The organism is Acinetobacter modestus (genome assembly GCF_014636095.1).
Lineage (GTDB): Bacteria > Pseudomonadota > Gammaproteobacteria > Pseudomonadales > Moraxellaceae > Acinetobacter > Acinetobacter modestus.
The window spans coordinates 108,720-128,807 of sequence record NZ_BMDV01000005.1; the positions used below are offsets into that span (position 1 = coordinate 108,720).

25 protein-coding genes, 1 pseudogene and 1 riboswitch are annotated in these 20,088 nt (G+C 39.0%); of the genes and pseudogenes, 18 read left to right on the plus strand and 8 right to left on the minus strand.

What is annotated here, in order from left to right; translation table 11 throughout:
* The first annotated feature begins 33 nt into the window (after positions 1–33).
* Positions 34–378, plus strand: a complete 345-nt coding sequence (locus IEV17_RS12180) for a hypothetical protein (RefSeq protein ID WP_004659207.1) — start codon at positions 34–36, stop codon at positions 376–378.
* Positions 379–430: 52 nt separating this feature from the next.
* Here IEV17_RS12180 and IEV17_RS12185 read toward each other — a convergent pair whose 3' ends face one another.
* Positions 431–694, minus strand: coding sequence for a DUF2798 domain-containing protein (locus IEV17_RS12185; RefSeq protein ID WP_004659206.1), 264 nt, complete (start codon positions 692–694; stop codon positions 431–433).
* 250 nt (positions 695–944) lie between these two features.
* Here IEV17_RS12185 and IEV17_RS17225 point away from each other — a divergent pair.
* Positions 945–1,244 (plus strand): annotated as a pseudogene (locus IEV17_RS17225) (tRNA-binding protein).
* A 1-nt stretch (position 1,245) separates the two neighbouring features.
* On the opposite strand, the gene lnt reads toward IEV17_RS17225, so the two are convergent.
* Positions 1,246–2,805 (minus strand): apolipoprotein N-acyltransferase, encoded by a 1,560-nt coding sequence (gene lnt / locus IEV17_RS12190; RefSeq protein ID WP_004659204.1) that lies wholly within the window; start codon positions 2,803–2,805, stop codon positions 1,246–1,248.
* Positions 2,802–3,641: a CorC family transporter gene (locus IEV17_RS12195; protein ID WP_004659203.1), complete on the minus strand. Its 840-nt coding sequence runs from the start codon at positions 3,639–3,641 to the stop codon at positions 2,802–2,804. The genes lnt and IEV17_RS12195 overlap by 4 nt, the downstream gene beginning before the upstream one ends.
* Positions 3,642–3,816: 175 nt before the next feature.
* On the opposite strand from IEV17_RS12195, the gene tusA reads away from it, so the two are divergent.
* The 3 genes from tusA to IEV17_RS12210 all read left to right on the plus strand — a co-directional run bounded on the left by tusA (position 3,817) and on the right by IEV17_RS12210 (position 5,496).
* The gene (gene tusA, locus IEV17_RS12200; protein ID WP_004659200.1) at positions 3,817–4,074 is read left to right on the plus strand and encodes a sulfurtransferase TusA; all 258 of its coding nucleotides are present in this window, start codon (positions 3,817–3,819) and stop codon (positions 4,072–4,074) included.
* Positions 4,075–4,077: 3 nt separating this feature from the next.
* Positions 4,078–4,674: a LysE/ArgO family amino acid transporter gene (locus tag IEV17_RS12205; protein ID WP_004659198.1), complete on the plus strand. Its 597-nt coding sequence runs from the start codon at positions 4,078–4,080 to the stop codon at positions 4,672–4,674.
* A gap of 324 nt (positions 4,675–4,998) precedes the next feature.
* The gene (locus tag IEV17_RS12210) at positions 4,999–5,496 is read left to right on the plus strand and encodes a hypothetical protein (protein ID WP_227505847.1); all 498 of its coding nucleotides are present in this window, start codon (positions 4,999–5,001) and stop codon (positions 5,494–5,496) included.
* Positions 5,497–5,784: 288 nt separating this feature from the next.
* On the opposite strand, the gene IEV17_RS12215 is transcribed toward IEV17_RS12210, so the two are convergent.
* Positions 5,785–7,497: an electron transfer flavoprotein-ubiquinone oxidoreductase gene (locus tag IEV17_RS12215; protein WP_004659191.1), complete on the minus strand. Its 1,713-nt coding sequence runs from the start codon at positions 7,495–7,497 to the stop codon at positions 5,785–5,787.
* 187 nt (positions 7,498–7,684) lie between these two features.
* Here IEV17_RS12215 and IEV17_RS12220 point away from each other — a divergent pair, with 187 nt between their 5' ends.
* The 5 genes from IEV17_RS12220 (at position 7,685) to IEV17_RS12240 (ending at position 12,123) form a co-directional block, all read left to right on the plus strand.
* A complete protein-coding gene (locus tag IEV17_RS12220; protein WP_004659187.1) occupies positions 7,685–8,308 on the plus strand; it encodes a DUF1285 domain-containing protein in 624 nt (207 codons plus the stop codon).
* A gap of 43 nt (positions 8,309–8,351) precedes the next feature.
* The gene (murI, locus tag IEV17_RS12225; RefSeq protein ID WP_004659185.1) at positions 8,352–9,230 is read left to right on the plus strand and encodes a glutamate racemase; all 879 of its coding nucleotides are present in this window, start codon (positions 8,352–8,354) and stop codon (positions 9,228–9,230) included.
* Between the two features lie 104 nt (positions 9,231–9,334).
* Complete coding sequence (locus tag IEV17_RS12230; protein ID WP_004659183.1) at positions 9,335–10,363, plus strand: DUF4062 domain-containing protein; 1,029 nt, start codon at positions 9,335–9,337, stop codon at positions 10,361–10,363.
* A 69-nt stretch (positions 10,364–10,432) separates the two neighbouring features.
* On the plus strand, positions 10,433–11,449 hold the full coding sequence (gene hemH, locus IEV17_RS12235; RefSeq protein ID WP_004659181.1) for a ferrochelatase: 1,017 nt from the start codon (positions 10,433–10,435) through the stop codon (positions 11,447–11,449).
* A gap of 29 nt (positions 11,450–11,478) precedes the next feature.
* Entirely contained in the window at positions 11,479–12,123 is a 645-nt protein-coding gene (locus IEV17_RS12240; protein WP_004659179.1) for an MBL fold metallo-hydrolase, read from the plus strand.
* A gap of 27 nt (positions 12,124–12,150) precedes the next feature.
* Here IEV17_RS12240 and IEV17_RS12245 read toward each other — a convergent pair whose 3' ends face one another.
* Positions 12,151–12,342, minus strand: coding sequence for a DNA gyrase inhibitor YacG (locus IEV17_RS12245; RefSeq protein ID WP_004659178.1), 192 nt, complete (start codon positions 12,340–12,342; stop codon positions 12,151–12,153).
* Positions 12,343–12,433: 91 nt separating this feature from the next.
* Here IEV17_RS12245 and IEV17_RS12250 point away from each other — a divergent pair, with 91 nt between their 5' ends.
* The 4 genes from IEV17_RS12250 (at position 12,434) to IEV17_RS12265 (ending at position 15,407) form a co-directional block, all read left to right on the plus strand.
* Positions 12,434–13,078: a class I SAM-dependent methyltransferase gene (locus IEV17_RS12250; RefSeq protein ID WP_004659176.1), complete on the plus strand. Its 645-nt coding sequence runs from the start codon at positions 12,434–12,436 to the stop codon at positions 13,076–13,078.
* Complete coding sequence (locus IEV17_RS12255; protein ID WP_004659174.1) at positions 13,071–14,261, plus strand: TIGR03862 family flavoprotein; 1,191 nt, start codon at positions 13,071–13,073, stop codon at positions 14,259–14,261. The genes IEV17_RS12250 and IEV17_RS12255 overlap by 8 nt, the downstream gene beginning before the upstream one ends.
* Before the next feature lie 78 nt (positions 14,262–14,339).
* Complete coding sequence (locus IEV17_RS12260; RefSeq protein ID WP_004659171.1) at positions 14,340–14,750, plus strand: GFA family protein; 411 nt, start codon at positions 14,340–14,342, stop codon at positions 14,748–14,750.
* An 18-nt stretch (positions 14,751–14,768) separates the two neighbouring features.
* Positions 14,769–15,407 (plus strand): flavin reductase family protein, encoded by a 639-nt coding sequence (locus IEV17_RS12265; protein WP_004659169.1) that lies wholly within the window; start codon positions 14,769–14,771, stop codon positions 15,405–15,407.
* Positions 15,408–15,421: 14 nt separating this feature from the next.
* On the opposite strand, the gene IEV17_RS12270 is transcribed toward IEV17_RS12265, so the two are convergent.
* On the minus strand, positions 15,422–15,754 hold the full coding sequence (locus IEV17_RS12270; protein ID WP_004659167.1) for a HopJ type III effector protein: 333 nt from the start codon (positions 15,752–15,754) through the stop codon (positions 15,422–15,424).
* Between the two features lie 127 nt (positions 15,755–15,881).
* On the opposite strand from IEV17_RS12270, the gene IEV17_RS12275 reads away from it, so the two are divergent.
* The 3 genes from IEV17_RS12275 (at position 15,882) to IEV17_RS12285 (ending at position 17,720) form a co-directional block, all read left to right on the plus strand.
* On the plus strand, positions 15,882–16,739 hold the full coding sequence (locus tag IEV17_RS12275; RefSeq protein WP_004659165.1) for a DUF2071 domain-containing protein: 858 nt from the start codon (positions 15,882–15,884) through the stop codon (positions 16,737–16,739).
* A 59-nt stretch (positions 16,740–16,798) separates the two neighbouring features.
* A riboswitch (Fluoride riboswitch) is annotated at positions 16,799–16,865 on the plus strand.
* Positions 16,866–16,997: 132 nt separating this feature from the next.
* Positions 16,998–17,378, plus strand: a complete 381-nt coding sequence (crcB, locus tag IEV17_RS12280; protein WP_004659163.1) for a fluoride efflux transporter CrcB — start codon at positions 16,998–17,000, stop codon at positions 17,376–17,378.
* Between the two features lie 15 nt (positions 17,379–17,393).
* Positions 17,394–17,720, plus strand: coding sequence for a DUF190 domain-containing protein (locus IEV17_RS12285; RefSeq protein ID WP_004659162.1), 327 nt, complete (start codon positions 17,394–17,396; stop codon positions 17,718–17,720).
* A gap of 67 nt (positions 17,721–17,787) precedes the next feature.
* Here the strand turns inward: IEV17_RS12285 and IEV17_RS12290 are convergent, their stop codons facing one another.
* Together IEV17_RS12290 and IEV17_RS12295 are read right to left on the minus strand one after the other, a co-directional pair.
* Complete coding sequence (locus tag IEV17_RS12290; RefSeq protein ID WP_004659161.1) at positions 17,788–18,075, minus strand: type B 50S ribosomal protein L31; 288 nt, start codon at positions 18,073–18,075, stop codon at positions 17,788–17,790.
* 137 nt (positions 18,076–18,212) lie between these two features.
* The gene (locus tag IEV17_RS12295; protein WP_004659160.1) at positions 18,213–19,508 is read right to left on the minus strand and encodes an ABC1 kinase family protein; all 1,296 of its coding nucleotides are present in this window, start codon (positions 19,506–19,508) and stop codon (positions 18,213–18,215) included.
* Between the two features lie 138 nt (positions 19,509–19,646).
* Here IEV17_RS12295 and IEV17_RS12300 point away from each other — a divergent pair, with 138 nt between their 5' ends.
* On the plus strand, positions 19,647–20,000 hold the full coding sequence (locus IEV17_RS12300; RefSeq protein ID WP_004659159.1) for a hypothetical protein: 354 nt from the start codon (positions 19,647–19,649) through the stop codon (positions 19,998–20,000).
* Positions 20,001–20,088: the final 88 nt, after the last annotated feature.

The following is a 20,088-nucleotide window of genomic DNA, read 5'->3' on the forward strand; positions in this document are numbered from 1 at the left end:
TCAGACCATTTAAATCAGGTATGGAGAAATGAGATGAAAGCATTTTTTATGTTGGATGAGCTGAATCAGTTTCATTGGACAATGCTTAAATCTGTCTCACTGATTTTAATGTTATTACCGATTACAGAAGGGGCTTTAAATTTGTGGCAAGCCACGGAAGGAAGTAGTCAAATTATGATTGGCTTTTTTGCATTGAGTATGTTGAGTGCATGGCTTGTGCTGTGTTTTTTAAGCGCATTAAAAACTACTGTCTGGAATAAGGATGAGACCATTTCTAAATATGAGCAGCTTATGTTTAAAGCCTATCGATATATTCCAATGTTGTTTTTATCCAGTTTAGTGGCTTATTTATCGGTTCAAGTGTCGATTAATTTCTAAGCCCAATATATTCAAAAAAACGTAGACCAAGATCTACGTTTTTTGTCTCAAATTAAGTCGGTTGAACCAGTAGCATGGTTAATTTACGCACAATAGGTAATACCAATAGTAGCACAGGGAATGCAATCAACCAAGAAATCCCCCATGCTGACATCCACGTCGCAGAAGAAAATTGTTCAAAACCCATACTTCTGAGTGTACTAATACAAGACACGATAAAGGTCATAATAATTGATAAGAAGAAGGGTAAAACAATAGATGCGTAACGATTTGGAATCTTTTGAAAACTAAAAGAAGAAGATTTTGAACTCTGCATTTTTTACTCCGTAAACCAACAAACGTCAGTGCCTTATCAAAGATAAAAATATCTTGATCAAATAGCTCCACGCTTTGTTGGAGATATGTTGGCACGTTGATTGACGTAAACGTTTACGGCTTTATGATCAGCAAAATTAATTTAGCATGAAGTCTATAACTTTAAAAGAAAAATGAGAATTTTATTAAATTTCTTCAATGATCCACACCGTATGTAAATGGAATAGATTAAGTAGAATAATTTTACCAAGATTGAATTACGGGCTGGGCGAATCATTCATGCAGAGGTGTTTAAGGAAGCTAGGAAACCTACTTATATCTGACAGGTTGATTTTGACGAAGAGTTGGAGATCTGAAAATCCAGTGCACAAATGACCAAGCTATATCAGCCTGAGGATTTGGTTGGAAAATTGGCTGTTGCTGTAAATTTCCCGAAAAAAAATTAGTCCGATTCAATCAAAGTGCTTGGTGACGGATTTTCATAATCTGGAAGGGATGTTGTGGTTTGTGTCCTAGAGTTTGATGTTCCTCTAGGCACAAAGTTATTGTAATTTATCGACGGGATTTAAACGAAATATCAACTTTACGTGGGCGATAAATCCATCCTATCACTAACAATAATAGTGAGAAAATCAAGATTGGATAATCACTCAGACGATTATATAACGTTTGCCCTTGCATAGCAGGCAAATCACCACGTAATACAAATTCCTGATCTAAAGGAGCTTGTTTCACAATGTGCCCATTGTGATCAATAAATGCAGTTACACCCGTATTAGTCGCGCGAATAAACCAACGACCATTTTCTTTGGCACGCATTTGTACCATTTGTAAATGTTGCCAAGGACCTGCTGTACCTGTAAACCATGCATCATTTGAAACAGTAATTAAAAAGTCACTATTCATCGCATTACGACGGGTCAGATTAGGATAAGCGACTTCATAACAAATGGCTGCTGCAAGTGCATGCCCTTTAATTGTTAGAGGCTTTTGATTGGCTTCCCCACGTGAAAAGCCACTCATACTAATATCATTTTGCATCGCAGGCAGCACCCATTTCAGCATTCCTGAAAGAGGAATATATTCGCCAAATGGAACAAGACGTTGTTTTTTATACAAGCCATGCGAGTCACTGCCTGACGCCATAATACTGTTGTAATATAATGGTTCACCCACTTGTTGAGACTTTGGCATATCCCAGTAAGGGATTCCAGTCACCCAAGCGCTATCTGCCTTTTTTGCTTGAATATCCATTGCTTTTAAAAAGTCTGGAATATCCGTTTGAAATAAGGGAATAGATGATTCAGGCCAAACGATCAGATCACGCCCCCATTCCGCACGGGTTAAAGTGGCATAAATTTCTAAAGTTTTAATTTGATACTCAGTCAACCATTTCAGGTCTTGTGGAATATTCCCTTGAATCAGTGAAACACTCAGCGGTTTAGCTGCTTTAGGCTGCACAAATTGAATCAACCCAGCACCCCATGCACCCATTATCAGTAGTGCCGAAGGAATAGCCCAGAACCAACGACGATTTAAAACCTCGACTAAGGCACAAGCCAAGACAATCACAACAAAAGAAACAGCATAGACACCAAATAAAGGGGCATAGCCATCGAGTAAGCGTTCAGTGAAGGCATAGCCTGCAAATAGCCATGGAAAACCTGTGAATACCCAAGTTTTTGCCCACTCAAATAGCACCCAAAGTGGAGCGAAGGTTAACGGTGTTTCTGGGAAAAAGCGACGGTACAGCCATGTTTGAAAAGCTGTAAATAAACCCATTGCTGCTGCCATAAAGGCAATCATCAAAATGCTTAAAAATGCATTGGTATCACCATAAGTATGGATAGAGGTGTAGAGCCAGAACGCGCCAACAAACCATAAACCAAAACCATAGGCCCAACCTAGCGCAAAAGCTTGGCGTGGGCTACGTTGACGTAATACAGCATATAACAGAGCTGGTGATAGAATCGCCAGCCACCAAAAATAATAAGGTGCTAATGCTAAACTAAAGATTGCACCTGAAATGAGTGCAATCAAAAGGGGAAAAATAAAGGGTAACTGTTTTTGCGGTTGAGAAGTTTTTAACAGCTTTTCAAAATAGGCTCTCATTGACGTACAGCTCGAATCAGATGAATAGTGCGTGCATCTGCTTCAATAATGGTAAATTGCCAATCTCCAAGCTCAATGGTTTGACCTTGTAAATCGCTTACTAAACCAATCTCTTGCAGCAGTAAACCGCCCATAGTTTCAACTTCATCATCAGAAAAATCTGCATCTAAAATTGTGTTGAAATGTTCAATTGGTGTAAGTGCCTGCACAATCCATGTATTGGCTGTAGTTGGATCATTGTCAGGTACGATATATAGCGCTTCTTCATCGGCAATATCGTGTTCGTCTTCAATTTCACCGACGATCTCTTCGAGAATGTCTTCAAGAGTGACTAGGCCAGAAGTTGAACCATATTCATCGATGACAATTGCAATATGTGTTTGGGTGTTTTTTAGCATACGTAACACTTGGTCTGAACGTGCACTTTCAGGTACAAACACAGGTTGGCGCATCAGAGAGCGAATATCGACTTTGACATTGCGCTCAGTCAAAAAAGGTAAAAGATCTTTTGCTAATAAAATACCAACAACATTATCACTTTGATCTGCTGAGAACACTGGGAAACGCGAATGTGCTGAATCAATCAGGACATCTAAAATATCCAATAACTGATCATCTTCTTGTAAGCTGATAATTGCAGTTCGAGGCGTCATGACTTCCCGGATTTTTGTTGCTGGTAGATCGAGAACACCCTCAAGCATAGCAACAGTATCTGGTTCTAAAAAACGACGTGAGTCTTGAACTAACCTGAGTAATTCATCGCGGGTTTCAGGTGCAGTACCTAACCATTTTCTTAAGCCACGCATACCCCACGACGGACTGGATTCCTCGACCATGATCTTTCCTAAAGACTCTCTATATCAATTAGATGATTTTCATCATACCGAAGAAAAAGCGGATATGCATCAATAAAACGATGCGAAAAATGTACAGTTTTTCAAAAAGCTGTTGATGATTTTTATCGACTTACTTTATGTTAAAATGTGAATATTAAAATATATGAGTATGATGATGTCCGAACAACCGCAACTTCCCACTATTCAACTTAATACTAGAGGTTTACGTTGTCCTGAGCCTGTAATGATGTTGCACCAAGCGATTCGCAAAGCAAAATCAGGTGATATCGTCGAGGTGTTTGCTACAGATCCTTCTACATCTTGGGATATTCCTAAGTTTTGTATGCATCTTGGGCATGAACTATTATTAAAAGAAGAAAGTCTCGATGAAAATAGTCACACCGAATATCGTTATTTAGTTCAAAAAGGCTAAGTTTTGCTTTCTACATATTTCTCAGGTCTACTTTTAGGTTTCTCTTTAATTCTAGCAATTGGTGCACAAAATGCTTTTGTACTGAAGCAGGGCTTATTGAAACAATACGTTTTTTGGGTTTGCTTAGTTTGTGCGTTATCTGATGCAGTTTTAATTTGTTTTGGCGTATTCGGTTTTGCATCAATTCTGAGTCAGCAGATTTGGTTGATTCAGGTGATGAAATATTTTGGTGCCGCTTTTTTACTGATCTATGGTCTACGTAGTTTTTATAATGCGTACAAGGCTGATACAGGTCTAGTTGCCTCTGATCAACCTACGACAACTTTGGTACAAACTTTGATTTTGTGCCTCAGTTTTTCTTGGCTCAACCCACATGTTTATTTGGATACAGTGGTGTTGTTAGGTTCTATTTCTGCTCAATACCTTAATAAAACCGCTTTTGCTATAGGGGCAGTTTCAGCATCTTTTATTTTCTTTTTTAGTTTGGGCTTTGGCGCTCGTTTGTTACGGCCTTTTTTTGCTAACCCTAAAGCATGGAAAATTCTTGATGTGCTGATTGGCATTATTATGCTTATCCTTGCTACTTCTTTATTAATCTAATATTTGTTGAAAAGTGTATTAATTTTATATTTAAAATATCTGTGAATTGCATTTAGGGTGAAAAAAAATATATGTTTTTAATATACTAAATATATAATTCATCTGTAAGTGATACTAAATGATTGTGGAATTATAATGATTTTTATTTAAATATAATGCTTTGATGTGACAAATATTGCCACAAAAGTCTCATTAATGTATGCGAAAATAAATGCATAGTAGACAGGCGTACTATATTGTAATTAACAGTAATATTTGTATAATTTTTATAATCTGTCTCTTGTGTTAAAGAAGAAAATGTTTTATTGGGCTTTGTTCGGACTAATGTTGTCATCCATTATCTCTTCTTTTTTACTAGGAGGGTATTTCCTATTTTTTAATAAAGATTACTTTTTTTTAATCATTGGTATCTTGCTTCTATTTTTGGGCGTTTTAATTTTCTTAGAATCTGAAAATTTGAAATATAGTTCGCTTCGTAAAAAGTTTAAAGAAAGTGATGGTGCATTCCCTAAAGAAAACAAACTGATTTCATCGATCCTTCTGCTAGATGAGCTTGGTGGAAAAATCGGTTTTAAAAGAAGGTACAAATGGCAGTATAAAGATCGTGAAGTCTTTATTGTGATTGCTTATAAGACCTATTCGATCTATTACGACTCTGAAGTTTTATATAAGAAAACCTTCTCTAAAACAGTTGTGTTTAAATCAGGACCTTGGGTAAATGAATTTAACGAATATGTAAAATCGTTAAATACTGAGAAGAAAATTCCTTTAGCTAAAGATCTAACAAAAGAACAAAAAATTTACGAAGAAATAAGTTTTTAAGTTTATTACTTAGTATAAAACCAATCTTTAAGGTTGGTTTTTTTATTCTTATTATAATTAATATTTTATTTGAAAATAATTTAGATATTTAATATTCATTTAATAATAGTGTGATTTTTTATTTTGGTGAAGTTTGTCTCTTTTGTTAAATTAATTTTGTTAAAGTATTTCAAATGATTGTATTTGTATAGGTTTAATATGAATTCATTTCTTGAAAATACCATTCTGTATTGTTTATTTAGAAATTAAAAAAGCCTCAATAAATTGAGGCTTTTTTAATACTAACAATTACATGTTTGGATAGTTTGGACCACCACCACCCTCAGGGGTTACCCAAGTAATGTTTTGTGAAGGGTCTTTAATATCACAAGTCTTACAGTGCACACAGTTTGCTGCGTTAATTTGGAAGCGCTTAGAACCATCATCATTTTCCATGATTTCATAAACACCAGCAGGGCAGTAGCGTTGAGCAGGCTCATCCCATTTCGGTAGGTTTACATTCACTGGAATTGATGGATCGGTTAGCTTTAAGTGAGCAGGTTGGTTTTCTTCATGCACTGTATTTGATACGAATACTGAAGATAAACGGTCAAAGGTCAACTTACCATCTGGTTTTGGATAGTTTGGTTTGAACGTCGATGCATCTACAGTTTTAAGTGCAGCAAAGTCTTGTTTTAAGTCATGTAACGTAAATGGCACTTTAAGGATGTTTTGATCAATAAAGTTAAATGCGCCACCAATCCAAGTACCAAACTTGTGCATCGCTGGACCAAAGTTACGTGCTTGATATAACTCTTCTTTTAACCAAGAGTTATTGTACTTATCTGTGTAAGTCGTTAACTCTTTAGCAAAATGATCGTCGCCTTCAAGAACGCGAGCAATTGCAAGATCACCACCTTTTGCGACGCCCGCTGCGATTGCTTCAAACACAGCCTCACCACACAACATACCTGACTTCATTGCAGTGTGAGAGCCTTTGATTTTTGAAAAGTTCAAGAAACCAGCATCATCACCGATCAAGCAGCCGCCTGGGAAAGTAAGTTTCGGTAAAGAGTTAAACCCACCCTTGACTACCGCACGTGCGCCGTAAGAAATACGCTTACCACCTTCTAGGAATTGCTTAATCGTTGGGTGCGTTTTCCAACGTTGCATTTCCATAAATGGATACATATTTGGATTTTCGTAAGATAAGTCTACGATCATACCCAAAGTTACTTGGTTGTTCTCAGCGTGGTATAGCCACCAACCACCAGCAGAACCAGTTTCAGATAATGGCCAACCTGCACCATGCATTACTAGACCAGACTTATGCTTAGCTGGGTCAATTTCCCAAAGTTCTTTAATACCAATACCGTAATGTTGCGGATCAGCATCTTTATCTAGGTTATATTTAGCAATTAGGCGCTTACCAAGATGACCACGGCAACCTTCAGCAAATAGCGTATATTTTGCATGGAGTTCATAACCAGGCGTGAAGTTATGTGTTGGCTCACCATTTTTGCCAATCCCCATATCACCTGTTTGAATCCCTTTCACAGTACCATCTTCATGGTAAAGCACTTCAGAAGCAGCAAAACCAGGGAAAATAGAAACTTCAAGCTCTTCAGCTTTTTGACCTAACCAACGCACAACATTACCGAGGGAAATAACATAGTTCCCTTCGTTGTGCATTGATTTTGGTACCATCCAATACGGCATTTTTTGTGCTTTCGTATCAGAAAGTAAGAAATAGGTTTCGTCGCCCGTTACAGGTACATTGAGTGGCGCACCTTCTTCTTTCCAGTTCGGGAACAATTCATTCATGGCACGTGGTTCAAGTACAGCACCAGAAAGGATATGCGCACCTACTTCAGAGCCTTTTTCAACAACACACACTGAAAGATCAGGTAGGTTGTTTTCAATCGCTAATTGACGAATTTTAATCGCAGCAGATAAACCCGCAGGCCCTGCGCCTACGATCACTACGTCAAACTCCATCGCTTCACGTTCGATGTGTTCCATGTAGGACTCCTCATATTTTTAAGGGTGGCAACCGTAATATTGCGATTCGGTGCTGCCATGAGTGTTCTGAATTGCCAAACACAAATGCTATTATTGTGCTTGCAAACGTTTGGGATAGTATAGTTTTAAACCTTGGGCTCGCCAATTGGCTGAGCGGTCATATTTTCTCGTCAGCAAGGCATAAACTATGATAAATGAAAATGATTCTTCACAAAACCCTTTAGAAAATCAGGGAAAAATCATGTTTTCTGATGATAAAAACTTAATGAACATTTCACAATACTTAAAAGATGTACAGCAAAGTCACAAAAGGTCAATTCCACCTTTAGACCAATGGCATCCAAAGCATTGTGGCAAAATGGATTTGAAAGTAAAAGCCAATGGTGAATGGTGGCACGAAGGTCAATTGATCAAGCGGCAGGCACTATTGGATTTGTTTACTAAAGTGCTTTGGAAAGAAGAGGGTAAATTTTATCTTAAAACACCTGTGGAGCAGATTGAAATTGAGGTAGAAGATGAGCCTTTATTAATCAATCATGTGGATCAAATTGAAATCGATGGAAAATATTATTTGCAAGTCTCTACAACCAATCAGGACGTGGTGATTGTGGATGAAACACATCCTATTTTTATGCGTGAATATGCAGGTGAATTACGCCCATATGTACATATACGTTTCGGTATCAATGCTTTAATCCAGAGACAAAGTTTTTATCATCTCGTGAACTATGGTTCTTTGTCTGAAAATGCTCAAGGTGAGGCTGTTTTAACGTTAAAAAGTGGTGATTTGATCTTGCATTTGAGCACCTGAGGTTTAAGCTTAAAAGATTAGATAAATTAGTGCTCACGTGTGTATGACAGCTGTTCAACCTATGCCCCTCTTATTGGATCCTATGCCACACGCATCTGCTGATGCGCCAATTGGGGTTTTTGATTCGGGTATTGGTGGATTATCGATTGCACAAGAAATTGCACAACATTTACCGAATGAACGCATTCTTTATTATGCAGATACAGCACATGTTCCCTATGGTGCGCGTTCAGATCAAGAGATTCGCAAGCTTACTGCTCAAGCAATTGAGTGGTTGTATCGACAAGGTTGCAAAATTGCAGTTGTCGCTTGTAACACTGCTTCAGCTTTTAGTTTGGATTATTTGCGAGATTATTATGGTGAGCGTTTTCCAATCGTAGGTTTAGTTCCTGCGTTGAAGCCTGCTGTGATCCAAACCCAATCTAAAGTTGTAGCAGTGTTAGCAACACCAGCAACTTTTCGTGGTCAATTGATTAAAGATGTCATGCTCAAATTTGCTGAACCTGCTGGGGTGAAAGTTCTCGCTGTAACCAGTTTAAAACTGGTACCTTTTGTAGAGTCAGGTCAGCAAATGAGTCAAGATTGTTTGAATGTATTGCAAGAGATTTTACAGCCTGTTGTTGCTCAAGGTGCGGACTTTTTAGTGTTGGGTTGTACCCATTATCCCTTCCTAAAAGATGCGATTCGTCAGGTTTTTGGTGAAAAGTTAAAGTTAATTGACTCTGGGCAAGCGGTTGCACGACAAACAGCATATATTTTGATAAAAAATAGGTTATTATGTGACAAAATAAGTCATAATATTACACGTATTGAATGTTATGTCAGCGGTAATAATGCGATTGAGTTATCATTAGTGCTCAAACATCTAGTACCAGAACAAATAACATGGACGATTCGCAATTTGGATGAAATTACTGCTTAAGTGCGTAAAATCTAATCATATTTGTGGTTTTATCTAGGTTATCTATTAATAAAATTTAAGCAAAATAGCTTAAAATTATTGATCAGTGAATTGAGGCTTAGCCTATGCAAGATACCCGTTATCAAGTGTTTATTTCTACGTCTGGCAATGAAATGCAACCAGAGCGAGCAGTCTTGACTCAAACTTTGGTTGGGATGGGTTTCTTTTCGTGGGGCTTAGAACAGCGCACACCATTAAGTACCTCTATTGCTCGTCGTCAAATAGATGACTGTGATTACGTCGTAATCTTATTAGGTAGCCAGTATGGCGAACAATCCGTTTCAGGTGTCGGTTACATGCATCTGGAATATATTTACGCCATGACGAAGCAGAAACCCGTGATTGTATTCATGCATGAAGATCCTGAATCACGTGATGCTGTATTACATGATCATAAATTAGAATTAAGAGAAAAATTCAAAGAGTTTAGAAAACAGCTTCAACATGAAGTTGATCAAGTTTTTACTTATCGTACTTTGCGTGATTTAGAACTTGCGGTACGTTCAAATATGCCACAAATGTTAGAGCGTTATCCTGTGGTCGGTTGGGTGCGTCCGCAAAATACGCAAGTTTTACAAGATGAAATTGATAGTTTGCGTGCAAAAGTAAAACAACTTGAAACTGAAGTTGGAAGTCGAGAAGTAGATCCGATTGCAACTGTTCCAAAGGTATCAATGCATGAGATTTATTCATTTGAATATCGTATGCATGCTTATCAAGATGGTAATTTCAAAGAAGTTAAACCATTTCGTAAAATGACATGGGCACAATTACTGAATGTCTTAGGTGCCTCATTTGTAATTCCTACGCCTGAAGAATATTTTTCTAAACGTATGAATGAATTTTTAAATGAAACAGGTCTCGATGATGCACGTGTAGAAATGCCACGAGCGCATGCTGTTTCTCGCGCGCAAATCAATATTCGTGCACTCCATGAAATTAAAACACAAATGCGTCAAAATGAATGGATCATGCCAACTGGTCGTGATGATCGCCAACGGATGCTATGGCAATTGACCTCAAAAGGGCAAAAGTTATTAGAAAGTAACATTTTGGATAGTAATCGGGTTTTTCAATTTAAGACCATGCATTAATTCAATTTAAAAAATAATCATAAAACTGCTAAAGTAATTGAAGAAATTCAGCTATAGCGGAAGCGATCTATGTCAGCTACACCAAAACCAAAAGTGACTGTGGTTTTAGCAAATTTAGGTACGCCAGACGAAGCAACTGTCCCAGCAGTACGTCGATTTTTAAAACAATTTTTATCCGATACACGTGTAATTGAAATCCCGAAACCGATTTGGTGGATTATTTTACATTTATTTGTATTGACATTCCGCCCTAAAAGAGTGGCTGAAGCTTATGCTTCCGTATGGTCAAAAGATTCACCAATGCGAGAAATTGTGCTTGAGCAAACTGAATTGGTGAAGCAACGCTTACAATCGGAAAATCAGCATTTTGATTTGACGGTTGTTCCTGCTATGACCTATGGGCAACCCAGCATATATGGTGTTTTTGAGCAGCTTGAAAAACATCCACAAGAGCATGTTATCCTTTTACCTTTATTTCCGCAGTATTCCGCAACATCAACAGCCCCCCTGTATGATGCTTTTGCAAAATGGATTCCTAAACAACGCCATTTACCCGGTCTTACTTTAATCAAAGATTATTATCAACATCCCATGTTTATTCAGGCATTGGCGGATAGTGTCGTCGCTTATCAAGCCCAATATGGTAAACCTGAAAAATTATTGATGTCTTTTCATGGTATTCCGCAGCCTTATGCGGATAAAGGTGATCCTTATGCTGATCGTTGTCGTATGACAGCGAAACTCGTCGCTGAAGCATTACACTTAAATGAGCATGAATGGGCAATCAGTTTTCAATCTCGCTTTGGTAAGCAGGAATGGGTTAAGCCATATACGGATGTGATTTTACAGCAATGGGGTGAGCAAAAAGTTAAATCAGTGCAAGTGTTGAGCCCTGCATTTTCGGCGGATTGTTTAGAAACATTGGAAGAGTTAGCCATCCAGAATAAAGAACTGTTCCAACATGCGGGTGGAGGGGGATATGCTTATATTCCTGCTTTGAACAGCGATCAAGCGCATATTGATTTGCTTGCAAGTCTAGTTCAGGCTAATCTTGATGCCCTTACTCATACCTTAGCCCATCGTTAAATTGACGTTTTATTTCGCCAGAGGTTTTTATGCTGCAAGTCAAAATTGTACCCGTTACTGCATTTGCCCAAAATTGTTCTATTCTTTGGGATAGTGAAAGTAAAGAGGCTGTTTTGATTGACGCAGGTGGTGATGCCGCGGTACTCAAACAACAAGTAGAAGCACTCGGTTTAAATGTTAAAGCACTTTGGTTAACGCATGGGCATCTTGATCATGCAGGTGCGGTGGGTGAACTTGCTGAGACATGGAATATTCCAGTGATTGGGCCGCATAAAGAAGATCAATTTTGGCTTGATATGATCCAAGAAGTCTCAGCACGTTATGGTTTCCCGATCCCACAACCTGTCAAAGTTGATCAGTGGTTAGAGGGGGGGGAAACGTTGAAACTGGGTGAGGATGAGTTTGAAGTGCGTTTTGCGCCAGGGCATACTCCAGGTCATGTGATGTTCTATAATGCTAAACATGGTTTGCTATGGACAGGTGATGTATTGTTCAAAGGTTCGATTGGGCGTACTGATTTTCCAAAAGGTAATCATCAGCAATTACTTGATTCAATTCAACATGAATGCTTTAGCCTGCCAGATGAAACGCAATTTATCTCAGGGCATGGACCGATGAGTACCATCGGCTATGAAAAGCAGTTCAATCCTTTTGTGGCAAGTAAAGCTGGTTAATTTCGGCACGACTAACCAAGAAGATGATTAATCTTCATAATCGTCTTCTTGGCGTTGCAAGCCTGATTGAGGGGTATCTTGAGTAGGTAATTTGTATTCATCGCTCGCCCAAGCTCCGAGATCGATTAGTTTGCAACGCTCAGAGCAGAATGGACGAAATTCATTACCTTCCCAAGTGCTGGCTTCACCACAACGAGGACAGGGAAATGTACGTGGCATAGAAAATTCCTAAAACATAAAACAAATAGATTAGGCAAAAGTAAAGTGAGTTGTTAGACTTATGCCGATTTCTAGATAGTTTGATGAGATTATGTCGATTCGTCAATTTCAAGCACAACGTATGCAAGCCCCTCGTGATTTTATTGCTATTCCTAGTACACCGATTTGTGTCGAAATTGGTGCTGGAAAAGGCAAACATGCCTTGTTGTTTACGGGGCAAAATCCGCAAACCACGTTGTATGCGATTGAACGAACCAAAGAAAAATTTCTGGCTATGCAAAAACAGCATCAACTAGAACCGCGTGAATATCTCAATCCGATTCATGCCGATGCTTTACCTTGGATTGTGCATGCCTTATATCCTGCACAGGTCGAACAATTTTTTATTCTCTATCCAAATCCAGAACCGCATAATCCTGCACAACGTTGGCTGAATATGCCATTCTTTGAGTTCCTACTTTCTCGTCTTCAGCCCAATGGCTCGATTACGCTCGCAAGCAATATTCCTGAATATATTGATGAAGCTGAACAGCAGTTGATTGAGCTATGGAAACTGCCATATGAAAAGCAGAAAATTGCAGTAGATTCTGCACGTACTCATTTTGAAATTAAGTACTTAGAACGTGGTGAATTGTGCCAACAATTGATCATTCGAAAACCAGAAGGCTATACAACCCGTTTTGATGATTTTGCACCATTGCAAGGGCAGAATATTCAAGAGAACCTTGATGTCTAAACGCATTGCGATTATTGGTGCAGGTCCAGCAGGCTTGATGGCTGCTGAAGTGCTGAGCCAATACAACTATCAAATTGATGTGTTTGAACAAAAGCCTTCTGCAGCGCGCAAGTTTTTAATGGCGGGCAAAACCGGTTTAAATATCTCACATGCTGAGCCTGTAGACGTATTTATACAACGCTATGATCGTACGGATTGGTTGAATCCTTGGGTGAAACAATGGGATGCTCAGTGGATTCAAAATTGGATGCAAGGTCTTGGGATCGATTCCTATGTCGGCAGTTCAGGGCGTGTGTTTCCAGTAGAAATGAAAGCAGCACCGTTACTTCGTGCTTGGTTAAAGCGATTGATGAATGATGGCGTAAAATTTCATTATCGTCATCGTTGTGTGGATTTATCCAACAATCAACTCACGATAGAGAATCAGACTCAGCAATTTAGTGCAACTTATGATGCGATTGTGTTGGCCTGCGGAGCAGTGTCATGGTCACAACTCGGCAGTGATGGGGCGTGGCAGCAATGGCTTTCCATCAATGAAATTGAACCATTTCAGGCTAGCAATGCTGGGGTGCTGAAACAATGGTCGCCGTTTATGCAAGATTGTTTCGGTCAGCCACTCAAACGAGTTGATGCGTGGGTTACATCTGAGCGAAAGACACATGGTGATATCATCATTACGCATTATGGTTTTGAAAGTGGAGTGATTTATAAATTGGGTCGTGATCTCAGAGCACAGCTTGCCCAACAGCAAGTTCTACAATTGCATCTGGATTTGTTACCAGATCTCAGCATCGAACAATTAGAAAAGAAATTACAGGGCAATAAAAAGCAGTCTCTTACCAATCTTTGGCGTAAAGCAGGGTTGGATCAGGTCAAAATTAATCTGCTTCGGGAAATCGTTGATAAAAGCTTATGGTCAGATGCCAAGCAAATGGTGCAGCAGATCAAGTATCTCAGTATTTCTTTAGATGGCTTCCGTCCAATCGAAGAGGCAATTAGCTGTGCGGGCGGGGTCAAGCAAGATGTTTTATCTTCACAACTGCAATTGAAATCTAATCCTTATCTGTTTTGCTGTGGCGAAATGCTGGACTGGGATGCACCAACAGGCGGATATTTGCTGACGGCTTGTTTTGCCACAGGGCGAGCAGCAGGGCAAGGTGTACAACATTTTTTAAGCAGATAAACATGCTGTTTTGTACTTTGTTTGATATGTGAATAGTGTTAGTTTTGAGTAGTCAATAAATATAGGATGCATGATGGTATGTCTGAACAATCGCCAGTATATCAAGGGAGTTGTTTATGTCAGGGCATCCGCTACGAAATTCAGGGTGAAATTGGTGAGATAGTCCAATGCCATTGTCAGCGTTGCCGTAAAGCTAACGGGACGGCTTATGCCACCAATGCACAGATTAGTAGTAGAGATTTTAAAATTGTACAAGGTGAGCACCTCGTTAAAAAATTTGCTGTTGCAGGTGTTTATCGCTGGTTTTGTGGAGAATGTGGTTCACCACTCATTAGCTCACGTGATGCGCAGCCAGAATTGTATCGTTTAAGAATTGGTACATTAGATACACCTTTACAGCAAAAACCAAGCATGCATATTTTCGCGGCGTCAAAAGCAGAATGGGACTGCATTACAGATGATTTACCACAATATACCGAACGCCCATAAGTAGGTAGTGCAACTATCATGATTTTTGAAACTTCTGAATTAGATGCCAATCAGATCTATCGTTTGTTGGTTGGGGGAATTACGCCTAGACCCATCGCATGGATCAGTACAATTTCTGCGGGTGGCGTAGCCAATATAGCCCCTTATTCATTCTTTAACGTTGCGAGTTGTAATCCTCCCATCCTTTGGTATTCGCAAGTCAATCCAAGAAATGGGCAAGATAAAGATACTTTGAGAAATTTAATCGAGACTCAACAATGTGCGATTCATATTGTAAATTCACAACTACTTGAACAGATGAATTTATCTTGTGCTTTATTGCCCCCAGAGCAAAGTGAGTTTGATTTTGCTGAGATTGAGTCTGAACCGAGCCATGCGGTCGCAGCCTTGGCAGTAAAATATGCACCAGTGCGTTATGAATGCCAATTAAGAGAAGTGATTCAACTCAGTAGCTTAGCATCCGGAGGTACAGTCGTATTGCTGGATGTCAAATCGATTTATGTTGATGATCGGTTATGGGATGGGCAGATGATTGATCAACAGCAACTCGATAGTGTTGGGAAAATGGGTGGCGATTTTTATAGTTTAACGACAGATTTATCTAAATTGGTTAGACCCAACATTACAATAGAAAATGATGATAAAAAAGGAGGCTAAGTACCTCCTTTATCTTATTTTGCAGTCAGTGCTTTACCTTCAAACTTCACGCCATCCCAACCATTTTGCATAAACTGACGAATATTTTGATGATCCGTTGCTTCGGGTGTCGCCAATACAGATGCATAATGTTCCGCAAATAAACTGAGCGTATCCGCTTGATTTAAGCCTTCGATTTGAGCAAAGCTGAGTACTTTTGCGCTGCCTTGGTTTTCGGTTTCAGCATTTGATTGTGCGCCATTTTGAAAGGCTGTTGGTGTATGTTGATAACGCGCTTCAATAAATGCTAATACGTCTGCAAACTTTGCTGAACCATCTTTAAGTTGTGCCAATAAGCTTTGAGCCATTTCAAAATTCCATGTTTGATGAAGTAATGCCCGCATCATAACATTTAAAATACAGCATCGCATTTGAACTGGACGTTGTAATCTTGGCAGTTTATGCTCAAAACGAGCATCAATCTTTTGAATAATAATGAATAGACACCGTTTAAAGTGGCCCTCATCAAGGTCTGTGTTACGATTTTTAGTGCTGATATTAAGTTGTCGTTTTGTCTTGCAACTCCGTCGTATGGTGATGCGCATACTTCCTTTTATGCGTTTACAAAGTCAGGTTAGCAATGTGGTTTATTTATCTTGGTTGGTGGATGTTGAGCAAGTTCGCCAGCGTTATCCAGATCCTGTTGTGTTATGGGAAAAGCAGGGCAAAACCATTTTTACTATTTTAACTTATCAGCACCAGCACTTTGGCTTTACTTTCCTTGGAAAACTACGCCAGTTAATGCCTTCACCTCGGCAAAGTAATTGGCGCTTTTATTTAGATGAATCAAAGCCCAAGACTGTAATATTTGAACAAGTGATCGTTGATCAAGCTCTGTATGTGATCGGTGGTCGCCTCGCCAGTGATGTGATGCCTGCACAATATGCACCAAATTTTCAGCATCAACGAGATGAAAATGCGATTCATACTCATATTCGCATGGATGAAGATTATTCTTTTAGCAGTGATATACACATCACTATGCAGAAACGTTTACCTGAGGCTTGGCAAAGCTTATTTTCCTCATGGGAGGAGGCTGTTCAATTTTTGGTGGATCAAGATCATGCGTGGGCTGAATGGGTTGACCAACCGACTCGGATGTCGCAAGGGGATATCAACATGCCTGTGCAATTTCAACAAATTCAGGCTGCTGAGATCGATAAATTACAGACTCCTCAATTATTGCAACAATTTGGTTTAGATGATGATGCCGCAGCCGCAGCTTTTACTTTTGTGGTTCCTAAACTGGATTTTTATGTGGTGGGAGAAAAAGTATTGCCAGAATCTCAATAAATTGTGGATAACTTTGTGTTTATACACAGCAGTTGAGTTGTCTAAAAATTATGTTATTTTAGAGCAAAGGAGATGGCATTCCTCCTATTACAAACCGCCGTTTTGGCTAATGATGCCTACGTTACCCTGAACAGGGGGCGTAGGTTTGTGCGTGCTCTGTTCCCATTTTGGAGTTCGCAAATGAAAAATCTTCAGAAAATTAGCTATAAACTCATGCTGAATATCATTTTAGCTCCAGCGCAGTGTGTGGAGTAAATCATGTACTATCCTTTACTCTCAATCGCACTTGGCTCGGTATTAGGTGCATGGTTACGTTGGTTTTTGGGTTTAAAGCTGAATCCTATTTTCCCCAATATTCCTTTAGGAACGGTCACCGTCAACTTTGTTGGTGGCTTTATTATTGGTTTTGCAATTTCCTATTTTTCTCAAAGTTCATTGAGTCCCAATTACAAACTGTTCGTGATCACGGGCTTTTGTGGTGCATTGACCACGTTCTCAACATTTTCGGCTGAGATTATTACCTTATTGCAAAGTGGTAAATTGGGTTATGCCTGTGCTGCGATTTTGATTCATGTGCTTGGATCATTGCTGTTTACCATCTTAGGTATGAGCCTGCATCAATGGCTTAGTGCTACATAGCCAAGGAGTGATCAAATGAATGGATTTTTAATTACTTTTTATACAACACAAAACCATAATGTTCAGGGTCAACCAATTAGCAAATGGTTGTTGGCAGTCGCAAGTCAAATGAATTTGCGTGGGGCGACAGTATTAGCGGGTTTGGAAGGTGTTGATCATCAGGGTTTATTTCATTCTGCTCGTTTCTTTGAATTAGCGGATCGACCTATACAAATTCAATTTGCAGTAAGCTCTGAACAGGCAATCGAATTATTGAGTTATCTGAATAGTAAAGAGATTTCTTTATTTTATGTGAAAACACCGATTGAATTTGGCATGGTGGGTAAATCAACTGATCGCTAGGATCTATAGAATCTAGACATAAAAAAAGAAGTCTAAGCGGAGGAGATATAACCTTAGACTTCCAATATTAATAGCTTAATGAATGAAACTTAAAACAAGATTTACCTTTGCGATTAAAACGTGCAAAGCGTTTGTTAAAGCTGGCAACACGACCTTCATTACTTGCTTGGCGTACTTCACCTGTATAAAACGGATGCGATGCACTTGAAATATCTAGGGTAACGTATGGATAGACTTTCCCCTGATATTCTTTGCTTTGTTTGGTCTGTAGTGTGCTACCAATTAAAAAGTAGGCATCAGCATTGGTATCATGAAACAAGACTTGTTGATAAGCAGGATGGATATCTTTACGCATTTTAAATGACTCCTATTTTTAGGGTATGTTATAACATAACAACATATGGAGTCAATTCTAATGCTTTCAAGTGAGTGATCTATAAATTGTAGGTAAAATATTTCACCCCCTTTATTCAAAATAAAGGGGGTGGTTTTTTAGTAATTTGGAACAAGCTCTTCAAATAAATCATTTAAGTTGTCGTGAACTTTAAGGTGAATCAAGTTCCAATAATGTCCTGAAATCGTACGATTGACCATGAGCGTATCTGGAGAAGGTTTAAATACATCCCAATATTTCAGCGATTTTTTAACAAGTCGCATTCCATCGTGATGCGATGAATTTTCGGCAAAGTCATAATGTGTACTTAAGGGGCGTAATAGAATTTCAATCCATTGCGTATACAGTTCAGTTGGAAATTTCTGCTTTTCAGCAATTGAATGCAGTTCAACCAATAAATCTTCAACCTGAGCAATATCCTCTTGGCGAGCTGCATTGACCAATGCTTTAAAGTGTTGAATGATTTCAGGGGATAGTGTTTTGACGCTACCGTAATCATAAATAATCACACTGCCATCTTCACGAAAAGCGAAGTTGCCTGGATGAGGATCACAATGAAAACGCTTCAAGAAAAACATTTCTTGTCCTAAAGCGCGAATCAAACGACGACCGATTTGATTACGGGTTTCAACTGACCATGTACTTGCGGTTTCAATGGAATCACCTTGTTCAAGGCTCAGCGTCAGTACGCGGCGAGACGAATAATCCTTATAGACGGTTGGTATGATGATTTGATCATCCAACTTCTCATGAAAAATTTTAAAAACCTCGAGGTTTTGTGCTTCGATTTCGTAGTTCAATTCAGCAGAAAGGCTGTCCTGAATTTCTTGAAAGAGTTGATCTTGTAGCTTTTTATCAATCTTAAGTACGCCCATTAAGCGTAATGCGAGGCGGACTTGCTTTAAGTCACTTTCACAGGCTTGGTCAACTCCTGGATATTGTACTTTCACCACAACTGCTTGCCCATTTGGAAGTACCGCACGATGTACTTGACCAATCGAAGCTGCTGCAAATGGTTCGGTTTCAAAAGAGCTAAAAATTTGGTTTAAGGGTTTGCCTAACTCTTTTTCGACTTGCTGCTGGATCGCAGCAAAAGGCATGGCAGGGGCTTGGCGTTGTAATTTAGCAATTGCTTTCGCCACTTCGGGTGGAAAGATATCTTTATACTGTGAGGCAATTTGCCCGACTTTCATTACCGCACCTTTCATTTCACCCAATGTATCGGCAATCTGTAAGCCAATATCTTGAAATAGTTGGCTGCGTGCTGCGTTTTTTTGTTCTTCATCTGCGGTGAGATTACGAATGGAGTTGGCAACGCTTTTACTGGCAATACTTGCGGTCATACCAGCCAGTTTTAAAAAACGTCTACTGGGAGAGCTTGCATGTTTTGCCATATTCGCTTGACCTCATTCGATTCAGTTTCAAAGTGATATCCTGATCATAGGCGACAAAACTTAAATTGCCTATAACAAAATGTTAAGTCGTGTAATAAGATATTTAGATGCTCTATAAATATAAGTTTTAATATATAAATGCCAAAATCGATCTGGAAATTACATGTCAATGCGACTTCAGAACGTTCTGCTCAAAAGATCATACAGCAATGTATAGATGTATTTGAAAGAGTACCAATAAGCTTAAAGATTGAGAAATATAACAAAGGCGGTTGTATGGCAACTTTAGAACTTGCACATAGTGAAAACTATTCTTGGTCAGAACTTGTTTTAGAAATCATCGCATTAGGTCAAAGTTTGGGTAGTGGGTGGAGTATCTATGGAAATGTTTATGATGACCCAAGTGCAGTTTTAAGCAGAAGTGTTGGTCATCATATCCGAGTGAGTGGAGTTGAATGGGCAGAGTGGTTATTACTCAAAGATCAATTTTAAATGCGATCAATCATCTAAAGAATGTCATTTCGTTAGTCTATTCATTAGGATGGTAAGGGTGAACGATGTTCCCCCTCGTAAATTTTCT

Excerpts from the sequence above, each read along its gene's own strand:
- IEV17_RS12255 (WP_004659174.1), top strand. The coding sequence starts at position 13,071 with ATGTCTAAACGCATTGCGATTATTGGTGCAGGTCCAGCAGGCTTGATG.
- IEV17_RS12245 (WP_004659178.1), bottom strand. The coding sequence starts at position 12,342 with ATGCCACGTACATTTCCCTGTCCTCGTTGTGGTGAAGCCAGCACTTGG.
- IEV17_RS12275 (WP_004659165.1), top strand. The coding sequence starts at position 15,882 with ATGAATAGACACCGTTTAAAGTGGCCCTCATCAAGGTCTGTGTTACGA.
- IEV17_RS12195 (WP_004659203.1), bottom strand. The coding sequence starts at position 3,641 with ATGGTCGAGGAATCCAGTCCGTCGTGGGGTATGCGTGGCTTAAGAAAA.
- IEV17_RS12180 (WP_004659207.1), top strand. The coding sequence starts at position 34 with ATGAAAGCATTTTTTATGTTGGATGAGCTGAATCAGTTTCATTGGACA.
- murI (WP_004659185.1), top strand. The coding sequence starts at position 8,352 with ATGACAGCTGTTCAACCTATGCCCCTCTTATTGGATCCTATGCCACAC.
- IEV17_RS12185 (WP_004659206.1), bottom strand. The coding sequence starts at position 694 with ATGCAGAGTTCAAAATCTTCTTCTTTTAGTTTTCAAAAGATTCCAAAT.
- IEV17_RS12215 (WP_004659191.1), bottom strand. The coding sequence starts at position 7,497 with ATGGAACACATCGAACGTGAAGCGATGGAGTTTGACGTAGTGATCGTA.
- IEV17_RS12295 (WP_004659160.1), bottom strand. The coding sequence starts at position 19,508 with ATGGCAAAACATGCAAGCTCTCCCAGTAGACGTTTTTTAAAACTGGCT.
- lnt (WP_004659204.1), bottom strand. The coding sequence starts at position 2,805 with ATGAGAGCCTATTTTGAAAAGCTGTTAAAAACTTCTCAACCGCAAAAA.
- IEV17_RS12240 (WP_004659179.1), top strand. The coding sequence starts at position 11,479 with ATGCTGCAAGTCAAAATTGTACCCGTTACTGCATTTGCCCAAAATTGT.
- IEV17_RS12220 (WP_004659187.1), top strand. The coding sequence starts at position 7,685 with ATGATAAATGAAAATGATTCTTCACAAAACCCTTTAGAAAATCAGGGA.
- hemH (WP_004659181.1), top strand. The coding sequence starts at position 10,433 with ATGTCAGCTACACCAAAACCAAAAGTGACTGTGGTTTTAGCAAATTTA.
- IEV17_RS12300 (WP_004659159.1), top strand. The coding sequence starts at position 19,647 with ATGCCAAAATCGATCTGGAAATTACATGTCAATGCGACTTCAGAACGT.
- IEV17_RS12290 (WP_004659161.1), bottom strand. The coding sequence starts at position 18,075 with ATGCGTAAAGATATCCATCCTGCTTATCAACAAGTCTTGTTTCATGAT.
- IEV17_RS12210 (WP_227505847.1), top strand. The coding sequence starts at position 4,999 with ATGTTGTCATCCATTATCTCTTCTTTTTTACTAGGAGGGTATTTCCTA.
- IEV17_RS12260 (WP_004659171.1), top strand. The coding sequence starts at position 14,340 with ATGTCTGAACAATCGCCAGTATATCAAGGGAGTTGTTTATGTCAGGGC.
- tusA (WP_004659200.1), top strand. The coding sequence starts at position 3,817 with ATGTCCGAACAACCGCAACTTCCCACTATTCAACTTAATACTAGAGGT.
- IEV17_RS12230 (WP_004659183.1), top strand. The coding sequence starts at position 9,335 with ATGCAAGATACCCGTTATCAAGTGTTTATTTCTACGTCTGGCAATGAA.
- crcB (WP_004659163.1), top strand. The coding sequence starts at position 16,998 with ATGTACTATCCTTTACTCTCAATCGCACTTGGCTCGGTATTAGGTGCA.
- IEV17_RS12285 (WP_004659162.1), top strand. The coding sequence starts at position 17,394 with ATGAATGGATTTTTAATTACTTTTTATACAACACAAAACCATAATGTT.
- IEV17_RS12270 (WP_004659167.1), bottom strand. The coding sequence starts at position 15,754 with ATGGCTCAAAGCTTATTGGCACAACTTAAAGATGGTTCAGCAAAGTTT.
- IEV17_RS12265 (WP_004659169.1), top strand. The coding sequence starts at position 14,769 with ATGATTTTTGAAACTTCTGAATTAGATGCCAATCAGATCTATCGTTTG.
- IEV17_RS12250 (WP_004659176.1), top strand. The coding sequence starts at position 12,434 with ATGTCGATTCGTCAATTTCAAGCACAACGTATGCAAGCCCCTCGTGAT.